General features: G+C 54.5%; 21 protein-coding genes. 10 read left to right on the top strand and 11 right to left on the bottom strand.

Annotation, left to right across the window (positions count from 1 at the left end; genetic code table 11):
• Nucleotide 1: 1 nt before the first annotated feature.
• The 5 genes from cmoB to KGP21_RS16220 all read right to left on the bottom strand — a co-directional run bounded on the left by cmoB (nt 2) and on the right by KGP21_RS16220 (nt 3,940).
• Nucleotides 2-973 (bottom strand): tRNA 5-methoxyuridine(34)/uridine 5-oxyacetic acid(34) synthase CmoB, encoded by a 972-nt coding sequence (gene cmoB / locus KGP21_RS16240; RefSeq protein ID WP_209523614.1) that lies wholly within the window; start codon nt 971-973, stop codon nt 2-4.
• Nucleotides 970-1,713 carry a carboxy-S-adenosyl-L-methionine synthase CmoA gene (cmoA, locus tag KGP21_RS16235; RefSeq protein ID WP_021806664.1) on the bottom strand — a complete coding sequence of 248 codons (744 nt, stop codon included), beginning with the start codon at nt 1,711-1,713 and terminating at the stop codon, nt 970-972. The genes cmoB and cmoA overlap by 4 nt, the downstream gene beginning before the upstream one ends.
• Before the next feature lie 95 nt (nt 1,714-1,808).
• Nucleotides 1,809-2,204 carry an MAPEG family protein gene (locus KGP21_RS16230; protein ID WP_021806663.1) on the bottom strand — a complete coding sequence of 132 codons (396 nt, stop codon included), beginning with the start codon at nt 2,202-2,204 and terminating at the stop codon, nt 1,809-1,811.
• A 101-nt stretch (nt 2,205-2,305) separates the two neighbouring features.
• Nucleotides 2,306-3,121: a DUF72 domain-containing protein gene (locus KGP21_RS16225; protein ID WP_021806662.1), complete on the bottom strand. Its 816-nt coding sequence runs from the start codon at nt 3,119-3,121 to the stop codon at nt 2,306-2,308.
• A 246-nt stretch (nt 3,122-3,367) separates the two neighbouring features.
• Nucleotides 3,368-3,940, bottom strand: a complete 573-nt coding sequence (locus KGP21_RS16220; protein WP_094981361.1) for a hydrolase — start codon at nt 3,938-3,940, stop codon at nt 3,368-3,370.
• A gap of 201 nt (nt 3,941-4,141) precedes the next feature.
• On the opposite strand from KGP21_RS16220, the gene KGP21_RS16215 reads away from it, so the two are divergent.
• The 7 genes from KGP21_RS16215 to ruvB all read left to right on the top strand — a co-directional run bounded on the left by KGP21_RS16215 (nt 4,142) and on the right by ruvB (nt 9,836).
• Nucleotides 4,142-4,372 (top strand): FmdB family zinc ribbon protein, encoded by a 231-nt coding sequence (locus KGP21_RS16215; RefSeq protein ID WP_021181142.1) that lies wholly within the window; start codon nt 4,142-4,144, stop codon nt 4,370-4,372.
• Between the two features lie 82 nt (nt 4,373-4,454).
• Nucleotides 4,455-6,239 carry an aspartate--tRNA ligase gene (aspS, locus tag KGP21_RS16210; RefSeq protein ID WP_021181143.1) on the top strand — a complete coding sequence of 595 codons (1,785 nt, stop codon included), beginning with the start codon at nt 4,455-4,457 and terminating at the stop codon, nt 6,237-6,239.
• Nucleotides 6,239-6,685 carry a dihydroneopterin triphosphate diphosphatase gene (nudB, locus tag KGP21_RS16205; protein ID WP_021181144.1) on the top strand — a complete coding sequence of 149 codons (447 nt, stop codon included), beginning with the start codon at nt 6,239-6,241 and terminating at the stop codon, nt 6,683-6,685. Before aspS ends, nudB begins: the two co-directional genes overlap by 1 nt.
• A gap of 21 nt (nt 6,686-6,706) precedes the next feature.
• Nucleotides 6,707-7,450, top strand: a complete 744-nt coding sequence (locus KGP21_RS16200; protein ID WP_021181145.1) for a YebC/PmpR family DNA-binding transcriptional regulator — start codon at nt 6,707-6,709, stop codon at nt 7,448-7,450.
• Between the two features lie 67 nt (nt 7,451-7,517).
• Entirely contained in the window at nt 7,518-8,039 is a 522-nt protein-coding gene (ruvC, locus tag KGP21_RS16195; protein WP_021181146.1) for a crossover junction endodeoxyribonuclease RuvC, read from the top strand.
• A 156-nt stretch (nt 8,040-8,195) separates the two neighbouring features.
• A complete protein-coding gene (ruvA, locus tag KGP21_RS16190) occupies nt 8,196-8,810 on the top strand; it encodes a Holliday junction branch migration protein RuvA (RefSeq protein WP_094981360.1) in 615 nt (204 codons plus the stop codon).
• Between the two features lie 18 nt (nt 8,811-8,828).
• Nucleotides 8,829-9,836 carry a Holliday junction branch migration DNA helicase RuvB gene (ruvB, locus tag KGP21_RS16185; protein ID WP_021806657.1) on the top strand — a complete coding sequence of 336 codons (1,008 nt, stop codon included), beginning with the start codon at nt 8,829-8,831 and terminating at the stop codon, nt 9,834-9,836.
• A gap of 42 nt (nt 9,837-9,878) precedes the next feature.
• Here the strand turns inward: ruvB and znuB are convergent, their stop codons facing one another.
• Together znuB and znuC are read right to left on the bottom strand one after the other, a co-directional pair.
• Nucleotides 9,879-10,664 carry a zinc ABC transporter permease subunit ZnuB gene (gene znuB, locus KGP21_RS16180; RefSeq protein WP_021181150.1) on the bottom strand — a complete coding sequence of 262 codons (786 nt, stop codon included), beginning with the start codon at nt 10,662-10,664 and terminating at the stop codon, nt 9,879-9,881.
• Complete coding sequence (gene znuC, locus KGP21_RS16175) at nt 10,661-11,419, bottom strand: zinc ABC transporter ATP-binding protein ZnuC (protein WP_021181151.1); 759 nt, start codon at nt 11,417-11,419, stop codon at nt 10,661-10,663. The genes znuB and znuC overlap by 4 nt, the downstream gene beginning before the upstream one ends.
• 78 nt (nt 11,420-11,497) lie before the next feature.
• Between znuC and znuA the strand changes: the two genes are divergently transcribed.
• From znuA to lpxM, 3 genes are all read left to right on the top strand, one after another.
• A complete protein-coding gene (gene znuA, locus KGP21_RS16170) occupies nt 11,498-12,439 on the top strand; it encodes a zinc ABC transporter substrate-binding protein ZnuA (RefSeq protein ID WP_059202041.1) in 942 nt (313 codons plus the stop codon).
• A gap of 21 nt (nt 12,440-12,460) precedes the next feature.
• Nucleotides 12,461-13,783 carry a murein DD-endopeptidase MepM gene (mepM, locus tag KGP21_RS16165; protein WP_037376005.1) on the top strand — a complete coding sequence of 441 codons (1,323 nt, stop codon included), beginning with the start codon at nt 12,461-12,463 and terminating at the stop codon, nt 13,781-13,783.
• Nucleotides 13,784-13,975: 192 nt separating this feature from the next.
• Entirely contained in the window at nt 13,976-14,944 is a 969-nt protein-coding gene (lpxM, locus tag KGP21_RS16160) for a lauroyl-Kdo(2)-lipid IV(A) myristoyltransferase (RefSeq protein WP_037376004.1), read from the top strand.
• A 221-nt stretch (nt 14,945-15,165) separates the two neighbouring features.
• On the opposite strand, the gene KGP21_RS16155 is transcribed toward lpxM, so the two are convergent.
• The 4 genes from KGP21_RS16155 to KGP21_RS16140 all read right to left on the bottom strand — a co-directional run bounded on the left by KGP21_RS16155 (nt 15,166) and on the right by KGP21_RS16140 (nt 19,067).
• Entirely contained in the window at nt 15,166-15,318 is a 153-nt protein-coding gene (locus tag KGP21_RS16155) for a Hok/Gef family protein (RefSeq protein WP_059200994.1), read from the bottom strand.
• Between the two features lie 292 nt (nt 15,319-15,610).
• Nucleotides 15,611-16,492 carry a leucine-rich repeat domain-containing protein gene (locus KGP21_RS16150; protein ID WP_094981358.1) on the bottom strand — a complete coding sequence of 294 codons (882 nt, stop codon included), beginning with the start codon at nt 16,490-16,492 and terminating at the stop codon, nt 15,611-15,613.
• A gap of 75 nt (nt 16,493-16,567) precedes the next feature.
• A complete protein-coding gene (gene pyk / locus KGP21_RS16145; RefSeq protein ID WP_021181157.1) occupies nt 16,568-18,010 on the bottom strand; it encodes a pyruvate kinase in 1,443 nt (480 codons plus the stop codon).
• 190 nt (nt 18,011-18,200) lie between these two features.
• On the bottom strand, nt 18,201-19,067 hold the full coding sequence (locus KGP21_RS16140; protein WP_037376120.1) for a MurR/RpiR family transcriptional regulator: 867 nt from the start codon (nt 19,065-19,067) through the stop codon (nt 18,201-18,203).
• Between the last annotated feature and the right edge of the window lie 180 nt (nt 19,068-19,247).

Here is a 19,247-nt window from a genome sequence, read left to right as displayed (position 1 = left end):
CTTACGGTTTTTTGGCGATCAGCACGGCGCGGATCGGTGCCGGGTAACCTTCAATCGTTTTGGTTGGATCCTGGGGATCGAGGAACTCGGCCAGTGACTCGCTGGTCATCCAGTCGGTGCGGCGCTGCTCTTCGGTGCTGGTTGGGCAGATATCGGCAATGCTGACCTCGACAAATCCGCATTTTTCCAGCCAGCACTTCAGCGCTTCGGCAGACGGAATAAAGTAGACGTTACGCATCTGCGCGTAGCGGTCGCCCGGCACCAATACCTGATGGCGATCGCCTGGCACGACCAGCGTTTCCAACACTAGCTCGCCCTCGGAAACCAGCTGGTTCTTCAACTGATACAGGTGATCCAGCGGGGAACGGCGGTGATAGAGCACGCCCATCGAGAAAACGGTGTCGAAAGCGGCCAGCTCGGGCAGTTGTTCGATACCCAGCGGCAACACATGGGCGCGTTGATCGCCACCCAGCAGTTTTCGCACCGCTTCGAACTGGCACAGGAACAGCTGCATTGGATCGATACCGACCGCCAGATGTGCTCCAGCACCGACCATGCGCCACAGATGGTAACCGCTGCCGCAACCCACATCCAGGATGGTACGGCCAGCCAGCGGGGAAATATGCGGCAGCACGCGATCCCACTTCCAGTCGGAATGCCATTCGGTATCGATATCAATGCCGTAAAGCGAGAACGGCCCTTTACGCCACGGCATCAGCGTACGCAGCATTTTCTCAATGCCTTCGAGCTGGCCAGGTGACAGCGGTTGTTCCATCTCGGCACGTACGCCATGCAATAAATCCAACTGGGTCGGCGTCAGGGAAGGCAGGTGCTCTACCGAATTGAACCACTGCTTGAACTTGCCATGCAGCGATTCGCGCTGCCAGGCGGTGATTTGGGCCGGCAGCGTATCCAGCCAGTGGCTCAGCGGGCTTTTGGCGATGCGCTGGTAGAAGTCTCCAAACTCGATCATGCGGTTTCTCCTGATTTCAGGGCGATCAATGAGCCGAAGTTGAAGCATTGGAACCAGACTTCTGCATGTTCAAAACCGGCTTGCCGAAGGCGCGCTTTATGCGCTTCGACCGAGTCGGTCAGCATCACGTTTTCCAGCATGCTACGCTTTTGGCTGATTTCCAATTCGCTGTAGCCGTTGGCGCGTTTGAAATCATGGTGCATGTTGAACAACAGTTCACCGACGTCTGCATCCTCAAAGCTGAATTTCTCTGACAGCACCAAGGCACCGCCCGGACGTAGCCCGCGATAAACCTGTTCGAGCAGGCGCAGCCGGTCAGCCGGTTCAAGAAACTGTAGGGTGAAGTTCAGCACCACCATCGAGGCATTTTCGATGGTAATGTCTAAAATGTCCGCCTCAATGACGTCGACGGGCGTATCGGCGCGAAAAGCATCAAGATGGCGGCGGCAGCGCTCTACCATCGCGGGGGAATTATCGACCGCAATAATCTGACAACCTTCGACGCTGATGTTCCTGCGCATCGATAGCGTGGCCGCGCCGAGCGAGCACCCCAGGTCATACACCCGGCTGTGCGGCTGGACAAAACGTTCGGCCAGCATGCCAATCATCGAAATGATATTGGAGTAGCCCGGAACGGAACGCTGGATCATGTCTGGGAAGACTTCAGCAACGCGCTCGTCGAAGGTCCAGTCGCCCAGTTTGGCGATCGGGGCGGAAAAAAGAGTATCGCGGTTTGGCATAGCGGCAAATCAGGTCAGAATTCGAAGGGGCGTATACTAACAGAAAAGCGGCGCAGGCAGAAGCAGGCGGCGTGGCCGCCTGAACAGAGGGGATATCAGTGTAAACTAAAGATAATGTCCCACGGCAGATAAACGATATTGGCTATCACCATCAGTATCAATGAAAGATAGGTAGCCGCCATACCCGAACGGCGCCAGCGGACTTCACGGTTACGTAAACCGTAGTAGTGAACCAGCCGGCCTGCCATCAGCAGCAAACCACACAGATGCACCATCCAGACTTCAGCACCGTTCATCTCCATGATCACCAACAGGATGGCGGCGATCGGGATGTACTCCACGGCGTTACCGTGTACGCGGATCGCGGTTTGCAGCTCGTAGAACCCACCGTCACCGTAGGCAACCCGGTACTGCATTCTCAACCTGACCACGTCAAAAGAGAGTTTGATCAACAACAATGCGCCAAGCACCACATAGAGCGCGCTTACCATTCTTAACTCCATTCGTAACCAAATCTGGCAACGAGCATCATAACTGCCATCCTCGCGGCTGTCGCGAGGAAATATCCGATAGGACCCATCAGATTAATAGGTTAAAACAAGGCTTCTTGCTCAGGCCAGTCCGGAGGCATCGCTAAATTCGGAATTATGCCGTGTAGCCCTTGCCAGATTTTCTGTGCCTGCTGAGGAGAATCGCTGTTATCTGGCGTGTGAATAAACAGATAAGGCTGATGTTGTTGCGCCCAGTCAGGCAGCCTCTGTTGCCATGAATCAAACCAGCGCTGATTGTCCGCCAGCACGTCACCGCCGATAAAGCGGATCAACGGGTTGTCAGCCGTTATCACTGCATGTACCGGCAGCTTGGGCTTTTTCTGCTGCGCATCGCGGATCGCTGGGCTGTGCGGTTTGGCATGGTGCAGCGGGCGGCTATCGAGGATGGTCCGGTTAATGCCGCGTTGGTGCAAACCCTGATTCAGTTGGCGCTCTGCGTCACCCTTGGCGAAAAATTCCAGATGACGGACCTCGACTCCGTAGGTGAACTCCGGCGGTAAGGCATCAAGAAATGCCCACAGAACACCCAGATGCTCGGGTGCAAAGGCGGCGGGCAACTGCAGCCACAGTTGTCCGATACGCCCTTCGAGGGGGCGCAGGCAGTCATAAAATGCCTTGATATCGGCCTCACAGCCACGCAGTGCTGCTTTATGGCTGATCGCTGACGGGAATTTAAAGCAAAAACGGAAATCATCGCCGGTCATATCGCGCCAGCGATGCACAATTTCCGCCTTTGGCAGGGCATAGAAGGTGGTGTTACCTTCCACGCAGTTGAAGTAGCGGCTGTAGTCTGCCAGATCGCGCAGGCCGATACGGTTCCAGGCTGGATGTTGCCATTGCGGTAGTCCGATATACATCAAACGCTCATCTTCCCTGTTTTACATTTTGGCAACAACGGTAGCGTCATCCTGCCTTGCTTTCAAGTGCCTAAAACTGCGTTCACCACCGCAACACCTGAGCTTGAGGCGGGTGGAGGTCAATGCAGGTTAGCCGACCGTTGAGCGCAGGGATGCGCGATACGAGCCTCCATGGACGGATTTACGGCGTGTCGGCGTCCTGCATGACTTCCACCTGTTACTCTTTATCAACAGCTAGATGAGCTTTTACAGCGCAGCAAGGATCTCACTGGTGCTACGCACACGGGCAATACGCGGGAAGATATTATCGAAGGCGAATTGGTGCATCTCGGCGCTGTAGGTGCTGCACATGTCTTCGGCGATCACCAACTCGTAGCCATGTTCCCAGGCCGCGCGCGCGGTAGACTCCACGCCAATATTGGTGGCGATACCGCCCAATACCACCGATTTGATACCCCGACGGCGCAGTTGCAGGTCCAGGTCGGTGCCATAGAATGCTCCCCATTGACGCTTGGTGATCAGCACATCGCTGTCTTGTACCGCCAGCGCTTCGGGGAATTCCCACCAGGAGGCTGGCAGCCCGCCGACCGGAGACGGTGAAGGCTTATCTACCGGTTGCTTGAGCGCTTCGGCAAAGGAATCAGACCAGCCGACGCGCACCAGAAACACGGGGGCATTCAGCGCGCGGAAACGCCCTGCCAGATGGGCCGCATGGGTGACGACTTGGCTGGCACTGTGCGGACCAGCGGCGTAAGGTAGAATGCCGTTTTGCAGATCGATCAGGACCAGGGCGGTGGTTTGGGCATCAAGTTTCAACATTGGGAGCGTCTCTGGGTTAAAGTGGATTTAAGGTTGTGCTACCGGCTTTTGAAAGACGACGGAGACATAGGCTACGTGATAAAACTGCTGCCAGTTAATGGGAAATTTGTTAACCGATGTGTTGTTTGCTACCGCTAGGTGCGATTTAGCATTGCAACAATGCCGTGTTCGCTCTTATCTGGCGCATGAATTTCCTTTATAATGACCGCCTTTTTTCACCAATCTTTAATCCAGCGATCTATGCCGATTTATGAATATGCATGTGGCTCATGCCAACATCGATTAGAGAAACTACAAAAATTTTCCGACGCGCCGTTGACTCAATGTCCGGCGTGTGGGCAGCCCGCACTGACCAAGTTGATCTCTGCCAGCGGTTTCCAGTTAAAGGGCACCGGCTGGTATGCAACAGACTTCAAACCGGGTGATAAATAACAATTCGTCAGATAATAGCCGTGCGGAAACAGCAACTGCTGCCAACCTCCGGCCGAATCGGCTTAAGTCAAAAGGATAGCGTATGCGTACTGAATATTGCGGGCAGTTGAATCTGGCCCACGTCGGCCAGGAAGTCACTTTGTGTGGTTGGGTCAACCGCCGCCGCGATCTGGGTGGCCTGATCTTTATTGATATGCGTGACCGCGAAGGCATCGTGCAGGTGTTCTTCGATCCGGATCAGAAAGTGGCCTTCGACAAAGCCTTCGAACTGCGTAACGAGTTCTGCATCCAGATCGTCGGTACCGTGCGTGCGCGCCCGGAAAGCCAGGTCAACAAGGATATGGCGACTGGCGAAGTTGAGGTGTTCGCTCATCAGCTTGAGATCATCAACCGCTCTGAACCGCTGCCGTTAGACTCGAATCAGACCAACAGCGAAGAAGCGCGTCTGAAATATCGCTACCTGGATCTGCGTCGCCCGGAAATGGCCGACCGCCTGAAAACCCGTGCCAAGATCACCAGCTTTGTGCGCCGCTTTATGGACAGCCACGGTTTCCTGGATATCGAAACCCCAATGCTGACCAAAGCCACGCCGGAAGGTGCCCGTGACTATCTGGTACCAAGCCGCGTACATAAAGGTAAATTCTACGCGTTGCCACAGTCCCCACAGTTGTTCAAACAGCTGCTGATGATGTCTGGCTTCGACCGTTACTACCAGATCGTCAAGTGTTTCCGTGACGAAGACCTGCGCGCCGATCGCCAGCCGGAATTCACCCAGATCGACGTGGAAACCTCTTTCATGAGCGCTGAGCAGGTGCGTGAAGTGATGGAGCAACTGGTGCATGAACTGTGGCTGGACGTGAAGGGCGTCGATCTGGGTAAATTCCCAATCATGACCTTTGCCGAAGCGATGCGCCGTTACGGTTCCGATAAGCCAGACCTGCGTAACCCGCTGGAACTGGTGGACGTTGCCGACCTGGTTAAAGACGTTGAGTTTAAAGTGTTTTCTGGCCCGGCGAACGATGCCAAAGGCCGCGTGGCCGCGATTTGTGTTCCGGGTGGCGCGCAGCTGACCCGTAAGCAGATCGACGAATACGGCGCTTTCGTGAATATCTACGGTGCCAAAGGTTTGGCATGGCTGAAGGTTAACGATCGTGCTGCGGGTATGGAAGGCGTGCAAAGCCCGATTGCCAAATTCCTCAGTGCCGAAGTGCTGGAAGCGATCCTGGCGCGCACCAATGCGCAAACCGGCGACATTCTGTTCTTCGGTGCCGACAGCTTTAAAATCGTTACCGACGCCATGGGCGCGCTGCGCTTGAAAATCGGCCGCGATCTGGGCCTGACCAAGCTCGACAGCTGGGCACCGCTGTGGGTGGTCGATTTCCCAATGTTCGAAGAGGACGGCGAAGGCGGCCTGGCGGCGATGCACCATCCGTTTACCGCCCCGCGCGATATGAGCCCGGAAGAGCTGCAAAAAGATCCTACCTCAGCTATCGCCAATGCCTACGATATGGTGCTGAACGGCTATGAAGTGGGTGGTGGTTCCGTGCGTATTCACCGCAGTGAAATGCAGCAAACCGTCTTCGGTATTCTTGGCATCAACGAACAAGAACAACGTGAGAAGTTTGGCTTCCTGCTGGATGCGCTGAAGTACGGTACTCCTCCGCACGCCGGTTTGGCCTTCGGTCTGGATCGTCTGGTGATGTTGGTAACCGGTACCGAGAACATCCGTGATGTTATCGCTTTCCCGAAAACTACCGCGGCAGCCTGTCTGATGACCGATGCACCAAGCTTCGCCAACCCGGCTTCGTTGCAGGAACTGGCGATCAGCGTAGTGAAGAAAGCCTCAGCCGAACAAGAGAGCGAGTGATGAATTACAAGCGGCCCGAGTCTATTCTGGTGGTGATTTATGCAAAATCCAGTGGCCGGGTGCTGATGTTACAGCGGCGTGACGATACGGAGTTCTGGCAGTCGGTCACCGGCAGCCTTGAAGACGCCGAATCGCCGCCGCATGCCGCACAGCGCGAAGTCATGGAAGAGATTGGCATCGATATCGCAGCAGAGGGTCTGCCGTTGTTCGATTGCCAGCGCTGTGTGGAATTTGAACTCTTTGTCCATTTGCGACACCGCTATGCGCCGGGAACCACGCGTAATAAAGAGCACTGGTTCTGTCTGGCGTTACCTGATGAGCGCGATCCGGTCTTGACCGAACATCATGCTTACCAATGGCTTGAGGCGTCCGAGGCGGTCAAACTGACCAAGTCTTGGAGTAATCAGCAGGCGATTGAAGAGTTTGTGATCCATTCTGTCCAGTAGTTCTTTTTGGAGATATTTTTTATGGCAGGTCATAGTAAATGGGCCAACACCAAACACCGCAAAGCTGCACAAGATTCCAAACGCGGTAAGATTTTCACTAAAATTATCCGTGAGCTGGTGACTGCCGCCAAATTGGGCGGCGGCGATCCGGGTTCGAACCCGCGTCTGCGTGCGGCTATTGATAAAGCGCTGTCCAACAACATGACGCGCGATACCCTGAACCGTGCTATCGCCCGTGGCGTAGGCGGCGATGATGATACCAATATGGAAACCATCATCTATGAAGGTTACGGCCCTGGCGGCACTGCGGTAATGATCGAATGCCTGAGTGACAACCGTAACCGTACCGTGGCAGAAGTGCGCCATGCTTTCACCAAGTGTGGTGGCAACCTGGGTACCGACGGTTCCGTGGCCTATCTGTTCACCAAAAAAGGCGTGATCACCTATGCACCGGGTCTGGATGAAGACACGGTGATGGAAGCCGCATTGGAAGCGGGTGCTGAAGATATCCAGACCTATGACGACGGTGCCATTGACGTCTTCACCGCCTGGGAAAATCTGGGTGAAGTGAAAGACGCGTTGACCGCGGCAGGCTTTGAGGCAGACTCGGCCGAGGTTTCCATGATCCCGTCCACCAAAGCGGACATGGATGCTGAAACGGCGCCTAAGTTACTGCGCTTGATCGACATGCTGGAAGACTGTGACGACGTGCAGGAGGTTTACCATAACGGTGAGATCTCCGACGAGATCGCTGCAACGCTGTAATGCAGGTGAATGATGGCGTTGCCAACCGGCAACGCCAGGCAACAATCAATGCAGGGTGGTGGTAGCAATGGCGATCATACTGGGTATCGATCCCGGCTCGCGCGTCACCGGCTATGGCCTGATCCGCCAGCAGGGCCGCCAACTGACCTATGTTGCCAGCGGTTGTATTCGTACCGTGGTGGATGATATGCCAACGCGCCTGAAGCTGATTTATGCTGGCGTGAGCGAAATCATCACCCAGTTTCAACCGGACTTCTTCGCCATCGAACAGGTTTTTATGGCCAAGAACCCGGACTCGGCGCTGAAGTTGGGGCAAGCGAGGGGCGTGGCGATCGTTGCCGCCGTCAATCAAAACCTGGAAGTGTTTGAGTATGCGGCGCGCCAGGTGAAACAGACGGTGGTCGGTACCGGTGCGGCGGAAAAGTCTCAGGTGCAGCATATGGTTCGCTCACTGCTGAAGCTGTCTGCCAATCCTCAGGCGGATGCCGCGGATGCGTTGGCTATCGCCATTACCCACTGCCATCTCAGCCAGAACGTGCTGCGTATGAGTGAAGGGCGGTTGAATCTGGCGCGTGGGCGTTTACGTTAGGGGTCTGTAACGTAGAGGCTGCATGCTGGCCCGCCGAGGCATGGCCATTTTGTTATCGTTCGGAGGCTGGATATTCATCCAGCCTTTTTTATGGTATAAGCTGTATTAATACTGCGTGGCAGTGCGCCACGTACAGGGATCCATTCAGGAGGGGTAATGATAGGTCGTCTCAGAGGAATTATTCTGGAAAAGCAGCCACCGCTGGTGTTACTTGAAACCAATGGCGTCGGGTATGAAGTGCATATGCCGATGACCTGCTTTTACGAGCTGCCGGAACTGGGGCAAGAGGCTATCGTGTTTACCCAATTCGTGGTGCGTGAAGATGCACAGCTGCTGTATGGGTTCAATGATAAACAAGAGCGTGCGCTGTTCCGTGAGCTGATTAAAGTGAACGGCGTGGGGCCAAAACTGGCACTAGCGATCCTTTCAGGCATGTCTGCCCAGCAGTTTGTCAGCGCGGTGGAACGTGAAGAGATCACTACGTTGATCAAATTGCCAGGCGTGGGTAAGAAAACCGCCGAGCGTCTGGTCGTCGAAATGAAAGACCGCTTCAAAGGCCTGAACGGCGATCTGTTCAACAACAGCAGCGAAATCCCTCTACCGACCAGTGCGGCCAAAGCGGCGGAGATGGATATTGAAGCCGAAGCGGCCTCTGCACTGGTGGCCTTGGGCTATAAGCCGCAGGAAGCCAGCCGCATGGTCAGCAAGGTTGCCAAGCCGGGTGCGGATTGCGAGGCATTAATCCGCGAAGCATTACGTGCCGCACTGTAGGCCGGAAAGGGGTAGACCATGATTGAAGCCGACCGCCTGATCTCTGCCGAGCCGTTCAATGAAGAAGAGGTGCTGGATCGTGCGATCCGCCCTAAGCTGCTGACGGAGTACGTTGGCCAGCCGCACGTGCGTGAGCAGATGGAAATCTTTATTCAGGCTGCCAAACAGCGCGGCGATGCACTGGACCACCTGTTGATCTTCGGGCCGCCTGGGTTGGGTAAAACCACCTTGGCCAACATCGTGGCTAATGAGATGGGCGTTAACCTGCGTACCACTTCTGGTCCGGTGCTGGAAAAGGCGGGGGATCTGGCGGCTATGCTCACCAACCTGGAACCCCATGACGTGCTGTTTATCGACGAAATCCACCGTCTTTCGCCGGTAGTGGAAGAGATCCTGTATCCAGCGATGGAAGACTATCAGTTGGATATCATGATCGGTGAAGGTCCGGCGGCGCGCTCAATCAAGCTCGACCTGCCACCGTTCACCCTGGTTGGAGCCACCACGCGGGCCGGTTCCTTGACCTCTCCATTACGCGATCGCTTCGGCATCGTGCAGCGTCTGGAGTTTTATCAGGTGGCCGATCTGGAGCATATCGTTTCCCGCAGTGCCAACTGCCTGGGGCTGGATCTGTCTCCCGATGGGGCGCATGAAGTGGCACGTCGCGCCCGCGGTACGCCGCGTATTGCCAACCGCCTGCTGCGCCGCGTGCGCGACTTTGCCGAAGTCCGTGCCAACGGAGTGATCAATGGTGAAGTGGCCATGCAGGCATTGGATATGCTGAACGTCGATGCGGAAGGTTTCGACTATATGGACCGCAAGCTGTTGCTGGCGATCATCGACAAGTTTACCGGTGGCCCGGTGGGGTTGGATAACCTGGCGGCGGCAATCGGTGAAGAGCGTGAAACGATAGAAGACGTGATCGAACCCTTCCTGATCCAACAAGGGTTTATTCAGCGTACTCCGCGTGGCCGAATGGCGACCAATCATGCCTATAAGCACTTTGGTATCGAGCGAGAAGAGAAGTAGCAATCCAGGAGTTACGCCAGGGGAGACCCTGGCGTAATGAGATCAAGCCTGCTGCTTTTTCGACAGGCTCAGTACAAACAGCACCGCAGCGCTTAACACTACCGAGGGTCCAGCTGGCGTATCGTAGAATGCCGAGAAGGTTAGCCCGCCGGTGACCGCAATTATCCCTATCAATACCGCATAACCGGCCATTTGTTCAGGAGTGCGGGCAAAACGCCGTGCGGTTGCGGCTGGGATAATCAGTAGCGACGTAATAATCAGCGCACCGACAAATTTCATGGCCAGCCCGATGGTCAAGGCGGTGACCAGCATTAAAATGGTGCGTGCACGGGGCAGGTTAACGCCGTCGACATGAGCCATCTCCGGGCTGATGGTCATCGACAGCAGATCGCGCCATTGCCACCAGAGCACCAGCAGCACAATCACCACGCCAGTACCGATCATCCAGATATCGCCGATCGTCACCGACAGCAAATCTCCAAACAGATAAGCCATCAGATCTACGCGCACGTTGGACATCAGCGCGACCACCACCAGACCCAGCGATAGCGCACTATGCGCCATAATGCCGAGCAGCGTATCTATCGACAACTGCGGGCGGCGCTCCAGCCAAACCAGTACTAAGGCTAACAGCAGCGTGACGGCAATCACGGCGTAAAACGGATTGACGTCCAGCAATAAGCCGAAGGCAACGCCAAGCAGCGATGCATGTGCCAGCGTATCGCCAAAGTATGACATCCGGCGCCAGACCACAAAGGAACCCAACGGGCCCGCCGCCGCCGCCAGCAGCACACCGGCCAGCCAGCCGGGCAATAACAGTTCAATCATGCCTCACGGCCCCCGGTTTTTTTCAGCACAATTCTGCCTTGCAGGTCGTGACGGTGATTATGGTGATGGCGGTAGATCGCCAACTGCTCTGCACCCCGATTACCGAACATGGCGATAAACTCCGGGTGCATTGACACCACTTCCGGTGTGCCAGAGCAGCAGATATGTTGGTTCAGGCACAGGACGTCGTCGGTTTTGGCCATCACCAGGTGCAGGTCATGGGAAACCATTAGCACCGCGCAGCCCAGCTCTTTGCGCAATTGGTCGATCAGGTCATATAACGCCAACTGGCCGTTAACGTCCACCCCTTGCGTGGGCTCATCCAGCACCAGCAACTGCGGTTGATTCAACAGCGCTCGTGCCAGCAACACCCGCTGGTTTTCGCCGCCGGACAGCTTTTGCATGGGCTGATCCAACAGGTGCGCGGCATGCACGCGTTTGAGCGCGGGCAAGATATCGGCCTTTTTCACCCCGGGTTTGAGCCGCATAAAGCGGTTGACGGTCAGGGGCAGGGTGGCATCGAGATGCAGCTTTTGCGGCACATAGCCAATGCGCAGCCCAGGCAGACGTTCCAGCGTGCCTTCCGTTGGGGCAATTAAGCCCAGCACTACGCGAACCAGCGTTGACTTGCCGGCTCCGTTAGGCCCGAGGAGCGTCAGAATACGACCCGGTTGCAGGTTAAGAGAGATATTTGTCAGTACCCGCCGGGTACCAAAAGAAACAGAGATATTTTTTAGCGTTGCCAGTGTAGACATATCGTGATTACATTTTGCAGAACTAACCGAATGTTATAATATCACGCTTCTTTACTGAAAACGACGGGATTACTGATGATGGTACAGAAAAATAAATGGCTGCAACGCACTCTGCTGGCAACGGCTTTGGTAATGGCTGGCAATGCGACGGCCGCCGTAGTGACCTCTATCCGCCCGCTGGGCTTTATCGCATCCGCTATCGCAGATGGGGTCACGCCTACCGAGATTTTATTACCGGACGGTGCCTCGCCTCATGACTTCGCCTTGCGCCCGTCGGACATTCAGCGGCTGCGTAGCGCCGACCTGGTGCTGTGGGTAGGACCAGATATGGAGGCTTTTCTGACCAAATCTTTGACGCAGCTGCCCGCCAATAAGCAATTGGCGATCGGTGAACTGCCTGCGGTACAGCCGTTGCTGATGAAAGGCGATGACGATCATGACCATGATCATGCAGACGAAGCGCATAGTCATGCGGATGGCGACGATGGGCATGACCATCATCACGGTGACTATAATATGCACGTTTGGCTGTCGCCAGAGGTGGCAAAAGTGACCGCGATCGCGATTCACGACAGATTATTGGAACTTATGCCGCAAAAGAAGGACAAATTAGACGCAAACCTGCGCCAGTTCGAGGATCAGCTAGCGCAAACTGATAAAAATCTTGTTAAGATGCTAACGCCTGTGCAAGGTAAGGGATATTTTGTTTTTCATGACGCTTATGGCTACTTTGAAAAACACTTCGGCTTGAGCCCACTGGGCCATTTTACCGTTAACCCCGAAATTCAACCTGGCGCACAGCGTTTACACCAAATTCGAACACAGTTGGTTGAGCAGAAAGCAGTCTGCGTTTTTGCTGAGCCACAATTCAGACCGGCCGTAATTAATGCCGTTGCCAAGGGGACCAATGTGCGTTCTGGAACGCTGGACCCGCTGGGCACCGGCATCGCACTGGGGAAAGACAGCTACGGGAACTTCCTGACAGCGCTGTCCAACCAGTACGTGAGCTGCCTGAAGTAAAGATTATGAGGATATTATTGAGTGCAGAAGATAGTCCGAACTATCACTCTGGCGTATAACAACCTGCCTCGGCCCCATCGCGTAATGCTAGGGTCGTTGACAGTCGTTACGTTGGCCGTCGCTGTTTGGCGGCCTTCCGTTTATCACCCAGAACATAACCCTATCGTTAAAAGCGTCGAGTTGGAAGCCAACCAGTTAAGGGCATTGCAGCCCGAAGCCAGTGAACCTATTGATGCCGACCAACCCACCCCCGATGATGACATCCCTGAGGATGAGCTGGACCAGAAGGTCGCCGGAGAGGAAGGTGTGCATGAATATGTGGTTTCTACCGGTGATACGCTCGGTAGTATTCTGACCCAGTACGGCATCGAAATGTCGGATGTTTCGCTGCTGGCTTCGCAGAACCGCGATTTGCGTAACCTGAAAATCGGCCAGCAACTCTCCTGGACGCTGACCGAAGATGGCGATCTCAAGCGCCTGACCTGGGAAGTTTCACGCCGTGAAACCCGCACCTATGATCGTGTGGGCAATTCCTTTAAAGAAACCAAGGAAACCCAAAAGGGTGAATGGCGCAACAGCGTGCTGACCGGCAAGCTGAACGGCAGCTTTGTCAGCAGCGCCTCGGCGGCTGGCCTGAGCCGTGCCGAGATCAATGCGGTAATCAAAGCCCTGCAGTGGCAGCTTGATTTTCGCAAGCTGCGCAAAGGCGATCAGTTCGCGGTGTTGATGTCGCGCGAAGAGTTTGACGGCAAGAGCGAGCAAAGCCAACTGTTGGGCGTGCGTATGCGCAGCAGCGGCAAAGACTACTTCGCCATCCGCGCCGATGACGGCAAGTTCTACGATCGTCAGGGTTCCGGGTTGGCGCGTGGCTTTATGCGTTTCCCGACCATGAAGCAGTTCCGTATTTCTTCCAACTTTAACCCACGCCGCGTAAATCCCGTGACCGGGCGCATTGCACCGCATAAAGGCGTCGACTTCGCCATGCCGGTCGGCACGCCAGTGTTGGCGGTGGGTGACGGTGAAGTGGTGATCGCCAAGCGCAGTGGCGCGGCAGGTAACTATGTGGCGATCCGTCATGGCCGCCAATATACCACGCGCTATATGCACTTGAAAAAGCTGTTGGTCAAGCCAGGACAGAAGGTGAAACGTGGCGATCGCATTGCGCTTTCCGGTAATACCGGTCGCTCTACCGGCCCACATTTGCATTATGAAATGTGGACTAACCAGCAAGCGGTTAACCCATTGACGGCTAAGTTGCCTCGCTCGGAAGGGCTGATGGGGAAAGATCGCAGCGATTACCTGGCACAGGTGAAGGAAGTGGTGCCACAGTTGCAGCTGGATTAACCATCGCTATCCCTTATGATTTCCCATCGGCCTGATTTCGGGCCGATGTTTTTTTATTAATGCCTGCTCGAGATAACGATAGCTGCATTTTGTCAGTGAACGGTGCTGGTTTTAACCTGACTCACCCGCCTGACTGCAACTAGGTATATAGTTTATATCTTCCGAGCAGGTGCGTTGAATAAAGAGCAGGTCATGCAAAACGAGAAGAAATCGAACGTAGAGTTCATCCCACAATTTGATAAAGCCTTCTATCATCCGCGCTACTGGGGCGTTTGGTTGGGAACCGGGCTGATGGCCGGTATTTCTCTGGTCCCTGCTCGAATGCGAGACCCATTACTGGGTGCGATTGGTAAACTGGCTGGCAAGGTTGCTAAAGGGGCTCGACGCCGCGCCCGTATCAATCTGCTTTATTGCATGCCGGAACTGCCAGAACAGCAACGCGAGCATATTATCGATGAGATGTTTGCTACCGCGCCGCAATCGATGATCCTGATGGCGGAACTGGCCTGTACCAAACCGGAGAAAGTACTCAAGCGCGTGCGTTGGCACGGTGAAGAAGTGCTGGATAAAATCCGTGAGGAAGGCCGCAACGTGATTTTCCTGGTGCCGCACGGCTGGGCCGTTGATGTGCCAGCGATGCTGATGGCTGCGCGCGGGCAACCCATGGCAGCGATGTTCCATAACCAGAGCAACCCATTGGTCGACTATCTGTGGAATAGCGTGCGCCGCAAGTTTGGTGGCCGTATGCATGCCCGCAACGATGGCATCAAGCCTTTTATCAGTTCGGTGCGCCATGGTTATTGGGGCTATTATCTGCCTGACCAGGATCACGGTGCCGAGCACAGTGAATTCGTGGATTTCTTTGCGACCTATAAAGCCACATTGCCTGCAGTCGGCCGCTTGATGAAAGTCTGCAAAGCGGCGATCGTGCCGCTATTCCCGGTTTATGACGGTAAAACCAGCATGCTGGACATTTATATCCGTGAGCCGATGGATGATCTGGCCGAAGCCGACGATGTTCGCATTGCGCGCCGCATGAACGAAGAAGTGGAAAACCTGGTGGGCCCTAATCCAGAGCAATATACCTGGATTTTGAAGCTGCTGAAAACGCGCAAGGAAGGTGAGATTGAACCTTACTCGCGGGACGATTTATATCGTTAATGTCGCTTATCAACTCTCTACCGGGCGTTACACTCTGCTAAATAAGCGCAGTATGCGGCGCCCCTACGCTCTAACCTGTTCGTTTCCTACATTTTCAGCAGCTTTTGGCAAACTGTAACGACGGGCTATAACCTGTCCTTTTGGTTTGTAGGAGAAGGGTGCTCCTAGATCTACACGCCAACAACCAACGGGCGGGAGCAGGCCCCCGCCGTTGGGTTGCCTTACCGTTCGGATTCGTAGGCCAAAATGGCCGCAACCTCCGTGTTGCCCGATCGAATACGCAACTCACAAAGTTTGCTGCGCGTTAGCCATACCAGCAAAATAACGGTGGTACAGATAACGACCAGTTTAACGATGTTTCCTTGATTCAACATTGTGTTTCCTTCTCCTTGCCTCTCGGCAGGTAAGAAGCTAACCTAACGTTGTCTGGCGTTAGAGTTGGCCTCGGGTTGATGTTATCGACTCGGGGCTTTTCTCTTTGTATCCATCACCTTCGCTTTTGGCTCCAGATACAAAGATCCAGAGCACCCACGCGTAGTATATTCATCACACCCGTCTGGCTCGTGTCTGTTTTATTCCCAAATACCAACTCTGCGCAGCGTTACGCAATGCTCTGCAACGGCCTGAAAAACCCACTGTTCACCGTTGCAGATTTTAGTCAGGCAATTAGCAATGAACCATACAGCCCTGCTGGATTAGCGGTTCAAGCACCGCTGGATAATGGTCGAAGTCATTCCAACGCAGGTCCAGTCGCCGTAGGTTTTTCATTTGCGCCATGCTGGTCGGTAATTGACTTAATCGGTTGGCACGCAAGTCTAATGAAACCAGTGAACTCAATGCACCCAAGTCTTCAGGCAACTGGGATAATTGGTTGAAACGCAGATTGAGCGTAGCTAACTTGGGCAATTGGCAGAATTGATCGGGTAAGTACGCAATGGCGTTGTTTTCCAAATCCATCACCTGTAACTCTGACAGTTGAGCGATCTCGCTGGGCAGGGTAGTGAGACGGTTTTTCATCAGGTGTAATTCACGCAACTGGCCCAATAAACCGATCTCCGAGGGTAATGCGGTGATGGCATTATTGTAGAGACGCAGCTCTTGTAGCGCCGTCAGGCCGCACAGTGCCGTAGGGAATTCCACTAGCTGATTATCCGTCAGATTCAGATAACACAACGCTTGCAGCTGGCGCAGCGAATCGGGTAGCTGGCTGAAACCGTTATCACTCAAATACAGATACTTTAATTCACGCAATTCCCCGATTTCGGCGGGAATTGATGTTGCCTGGTTGTGACCAAAATCGAACATTTGCAACTGGCGGAGCAAACCGATTTCCGTCGGCAGTTCGGCAATCTGGTTGCAGGAAATGTTGAGCACTTTCAGGTCACGATGGTGAAAAATCTGCTCGGGGAAGCGGGTCAGGCAATTATTGTACAGGCTGATTTTTTGCAGGGAGGTGCCGCTGAGATCTTCACTCTCCAGATTGGCCAATTGCCGCCCATCAAGATCCAGCGAGCCACGAGTATATTGCTGATGATGTTGATGCAGCATGAAGAGGTTCCCCAAATAGCAATAAAAAAGCCAGTCAGCGTAAACCGACCGGCCTTAACATTAAATGCGCGGTAATCAGTCTACGCGCAGGATACGGCTGGTATTGGTGGTGCCCACGGTGCTCATGACGTCACCTTGGGTAACCAGCACCAGATCGCCAGACACCAGGTAACCTTTATCACGCAGACGGGCGATAGCGTCATTAGCGGCGGCAACGCCATCGCTGTGGCTGCCAAAGTAGACCGGGGTGACACCGCGATACAGCGCCGTCAGGTTCAGCGTGTGCTCATGGCGAGACATGGCGAAGATCGGCAAGCCGGAGCTGATACGTGACATCATCAGCGCGGTGCGGCCAGATTCGGTCATGGCGATGATGGCGGTAACCCCTTTAAGGTGGTTAGCGGCATACATGGTCGACATGGCGATGGCTTCTTCGATATTGTCGAACTGCACGTCCAGACGGTGCTTGGATACGTTGATGCTTGGGATTTTTTCTGCACCCAGGCAAACACGCGCCATGGCGGCTACCGTTTCGGCTGGATACTGGCCCGCAGCGGTTTCGGCAGACAGCATGACCGCATCGGTACCATCCAGCACGGCGTTCGCCACGTCCATCACTTCGGCACGAGTCGGCATCGGGTTGGTGATCATCGATTCCATCATCTGCGTGGCGGTGATCACCGCACGGTTCAGCGTACGGGCGCGACGGATCAGTTTCTTCTGGATGCCCACCAGCTCCGGGTCGCCGATTTCGACGCCCAGATCGCCACGGGCAACCATGACCACGTCGGAGGCCAGGATGATGTCATCCATCGCTTCGTCGCTGCATACAGCTTCGGCACGTTCAACTTTCGACACGATTTTGGCGTTGCAGCCTGCGTCACGTGCCAAGCGGCGAGCATAGTTCAGGTCTTCGCCGGTGCGCGGGAAGGAGACGGCCAGGTAGTCGACGCCAATTTTGGCGGCGATCAGGATATCGGCCTTGTCTTTTTCGGTCAGGGCTTCGGCAGAGAGACCACCGCCCAGTTTGTTGATGCCTTTATTGTTCGACAGCGGGCCACCTACGGTGACTTCGGTGAACACTTTCATGCCCTGAACTTCCAGCACTTTCAGCTGTACACGGCCATCGTCCAGCAACAGGACATCGCCAGGCACCACGTCCGCAGGCAGGCCTTTATAGTCGATACCGACTTTTTCTTTATCGCCTTCACCCTTGGTCAGGTTGGCATCCAGCAGGAATTTATCGCCGATGTTAAGGAAAATCTTGCCTTCCTTAAAGGTGGAAACGCGGATTTTTGGCCCCTGAAGATCGCCCAGGATAGCGACATGACGCCCCAGCTTGGCCGCAATCTCACGCACTTTATCTGCCCGTGCCTGATGGTCTTCTGCATTGCCGTGGGAAAAGTTAAGCCGAACTACGTTCGCACCAGCAGCAATAATCTTTTCCAGATTATTGTCGCGGTCGGTAGCCGGACCCAGTGTGGTAACGATTTTGGTTCTTCTGAGCCGTCTGGTCATGTATTACTCCGTTGACTTGTGACGCAAGTATTGGTGTTGCTGAACGTCAGATAACGAAACCGGATGAGGGGGCAGACGCTTTTCGCCTACCCAATTTTCATCTGGGTTATCTGTATGAACGAGCTATCAGGGTACAACTATAATCCCGCGGGTCAACTTGTGATCTGACCGGCGGTTTTTAAAACCGTTTTCAGTCGAAACTGTTGGGGACGATCCCTTTATCAAAGCGCGATTCTTTCAACGCTTCCTTGACCCGCTTCAAGTTATCTCTGAATTTAGCCCCTCGACGCAAGGTAAATCCGGTGGCCAGCACGTCAATCAGGGTTAACTGTGCAATTCGGGACACCATTGGCATATAAACATCGGTATCTTCCGGCACGTCCAGCAGTAGGGGGAGGGTCGCAGCCTGGGCCAGTGGAGTATCTTTCGAGGTGATGGCGATGACCGTGGCGTCATTCTCTCGTGCCAGATGCGCCATCTCGACCAGATTCTTGGTGCGCCCGGTATGGGAGATCAGTACCACGACATCCCCCTCGACGGAGTTCATGCAGCTCATGCGCTGCATGACGATATCGTCAAAATAGACCACCGGAATATTGAAGCGGAAAAATTTGTTCATGGCATCGTGCGCCACGGCGGCAGAGGCCCCGAGCCCGAAGAACGAGATTTTTTTGGCCTGGGTAAGCAGATCAACCGCACGATTGATTGCGGTAATGTCGAGATTTGCCTTTACTGTATCCAGGCTGGCCATCACCGACTCAAAGATCTTACTGGTGTAAGCGGCAACGGTGTCGTTTTCTTCGACATTGCGGTTTACATAGGGCGTACCGTTAGCCAGGCTTTGTGCCAGATGCAGTTTGAAGTCGGGGAACCCTTTGGTTTCCAGGCGGCGGCAAAAGCGATTAACGGTCGGCTCACTGACATCGGCCAGTTTGGCCAGCCGGGCGATGCTGGAGTGAATAGCGGTTTGTGGGGAGGCCAGGATCACCTCGGCGACTTTCCTTTCCGATTTGCTCAGGAGCTCCAGATGGCTCTGGATTTTTTCCAGCGTATTCATATAACGGGAGTCACTCATGGTTTATACCTGCCGGACACCGGCTTTCACGGGTGATCCATCGGGTATGTCGATTTCAATCAAAGGAGAAATCAATCCGGTTTAATGAAAATATACTACGTGCTGGTAAGCGTTGGCAGTGTCGACAAGGGATAAGCTGGCTTTTTTCACCAGAACATGACC

It is taken from the genome of Serratia sp. JSRIV004 (genome assembly GCF_019968705.1).
GTDB classification, from domain to species: Bacteria; Pseudomonadota; Gammaproteobacteria; order Enterobacterales; family Enterobacteriaceae; genus Chania; species Chania fonticola_B.
The sequence above is the reverse complement of the archived record's forward strand: the minus strand, read 5'-3'. Positions and strand labels throughout refer to the sequence as shown.

What these genes read in the sequence shown, in the direction of transcription:
- KGP21_RS16230 (WP_021806663.1), bottom strand. Translation starts at nt 2,204, where the DNA reads ATGGTAAGCGCGCTCTATGTGGTGCTTGGCGCATTGTTGTTGATCAAA.
- KGP21_RS16215 (WP_021181142.1), top strand. Translation starts at nt 4,142, where the DNA reads ATGACCGCCTTTTTTCACCAATCTTTAATCCAGCGATCTATGCCGATT.
- KGP21_RS16150 (WP_094981358.1), bottom strand. Translation starts at nt 16,492, where the DNA reads ATGCTGCATCAACATCATCAGCAATATACTCGTGGCTCGCTGGATCTT.
- ruvC (WP_021181146.1), top strand. Translation starts at nt 7,518, where the DNA reads ATGGCGATCATACTGGGTATCGATCCCGGCTCGCGCGTCACCGGCTAT.
- znuB (WP_021181150.1), bottom strand. Translation starts at nt 10,664, where the DNA reads ATGATTGAACTGTTATTGCCCGGCTGGCTGGCCGGTGTGCTGCTGGCG.
- KGP21_RS16220 (WP_094981361.1), bottom strand. Translation starts at nt 3,940, where the DNA reads ATGTTGAAACTTGATGCCCAAACCACCGCCCTGGTCCTGATCGATCTG.
- pyk (WP_021181157.1), bottom strand. Translation starts at nt 18,010, where the DNA reads ATGACCAGACGGCTCAGAAGAACCAAAATCGTTACCACACTGGGTCCG.
- cmoA (WP_021806664.1), bottom strand. Translation starts at nt 1,713, where the DNA reads ATGCCAAACCGCGATACTCTTTTTTCCGCCCCGATCGCCAAACTGGGC.
- KGP21_RS16155 (WP_059200994.1), bottom strand. Translation starts at nt 15,318, where the DNA reads ATGTTGAATCAAGGAAACATCGTTAAACTGGTCGTTATCTGTACCACC.
- KGP21_RS16225 (WP_021806662.1), bottom strand. Translation starts at nt 3,121, where the DNA reads ATGTATATCGGACTACCGCAATGGCAACATCCAGCCTGGAACCGTATC.
- znuA (WP_059202041.1), top strand. Translation starts at nt 11,498, where the DNA reads ATGGTACAGAAAAATAAATGGCTGCAACGCACTCTGCTGGCAACGGCT.
- nudB (WP_021181144.1), top strand. Translation starts at nt 6,239, where the DNA reads ATGAATTACAAGCGGCCCGAGTCTATTCTGGTGGTGATTTATGCAAAA.
- KGP21_RS16200 (WP_021181145.1), top strand. Translation starts at nt 6,707, where the DNA reads ATGGCAGGTCATAGTAAATGGGCCAACACCAAACACCGCAAAGCTGCA.
- ruvA (WP_094981360.1), top strand. Translation starts at nt 8,196, where the DNA reads ATGATAGGTCGTCTCAGAGGAATTATTCTGGAAAAGCAGCCACCGCTG.
- KGP21_RS16140 (WP_037376120.1), bottom strand. Translation starts at nt 19,067, where the DNA reads ATGAATACGCTGGAAAAAATCCAGAGCCATCTGGAGCTCCTGAGCAAA.
- znuC (WP_021181151.1), bottom strand. Translation starts at nt 11,419, where the DNA reads ATGTCTACACTGGCAACGCTAAAAAATATCTCTGTTTCTTTTGGTACC.
- cmoB (WP_209523614.1), bottom strand. Translation starts at nt 973, where the DNA reads ATGATCGAGTTTGGAGACTTCTACCAGCGCATCGCCAAAAGCCCGCTG.
- ruvB (WP_021806657.1), top strand. Translation starts at nt 8,829, where the DNA reads ATGATTGAAGCCGACCGCCTGATCTCTGCCGAGCCGTTCAATGAAGAA.
- aspS (WP_021181143.1), top strand. Translation starts at nt 4,455, where the DNA reads ATGCGTACTGAATATTGCGGGCAGTTGAATCTGGCCCACGTCGGCCAG.
- lpxM (WP_037376004.1), top strand. Translation starts at nt 13,976, where the DNA reads ATGCAAAACGAGAAGAAATCGAACGTAGAGTTCATCCCACAATTTGAT.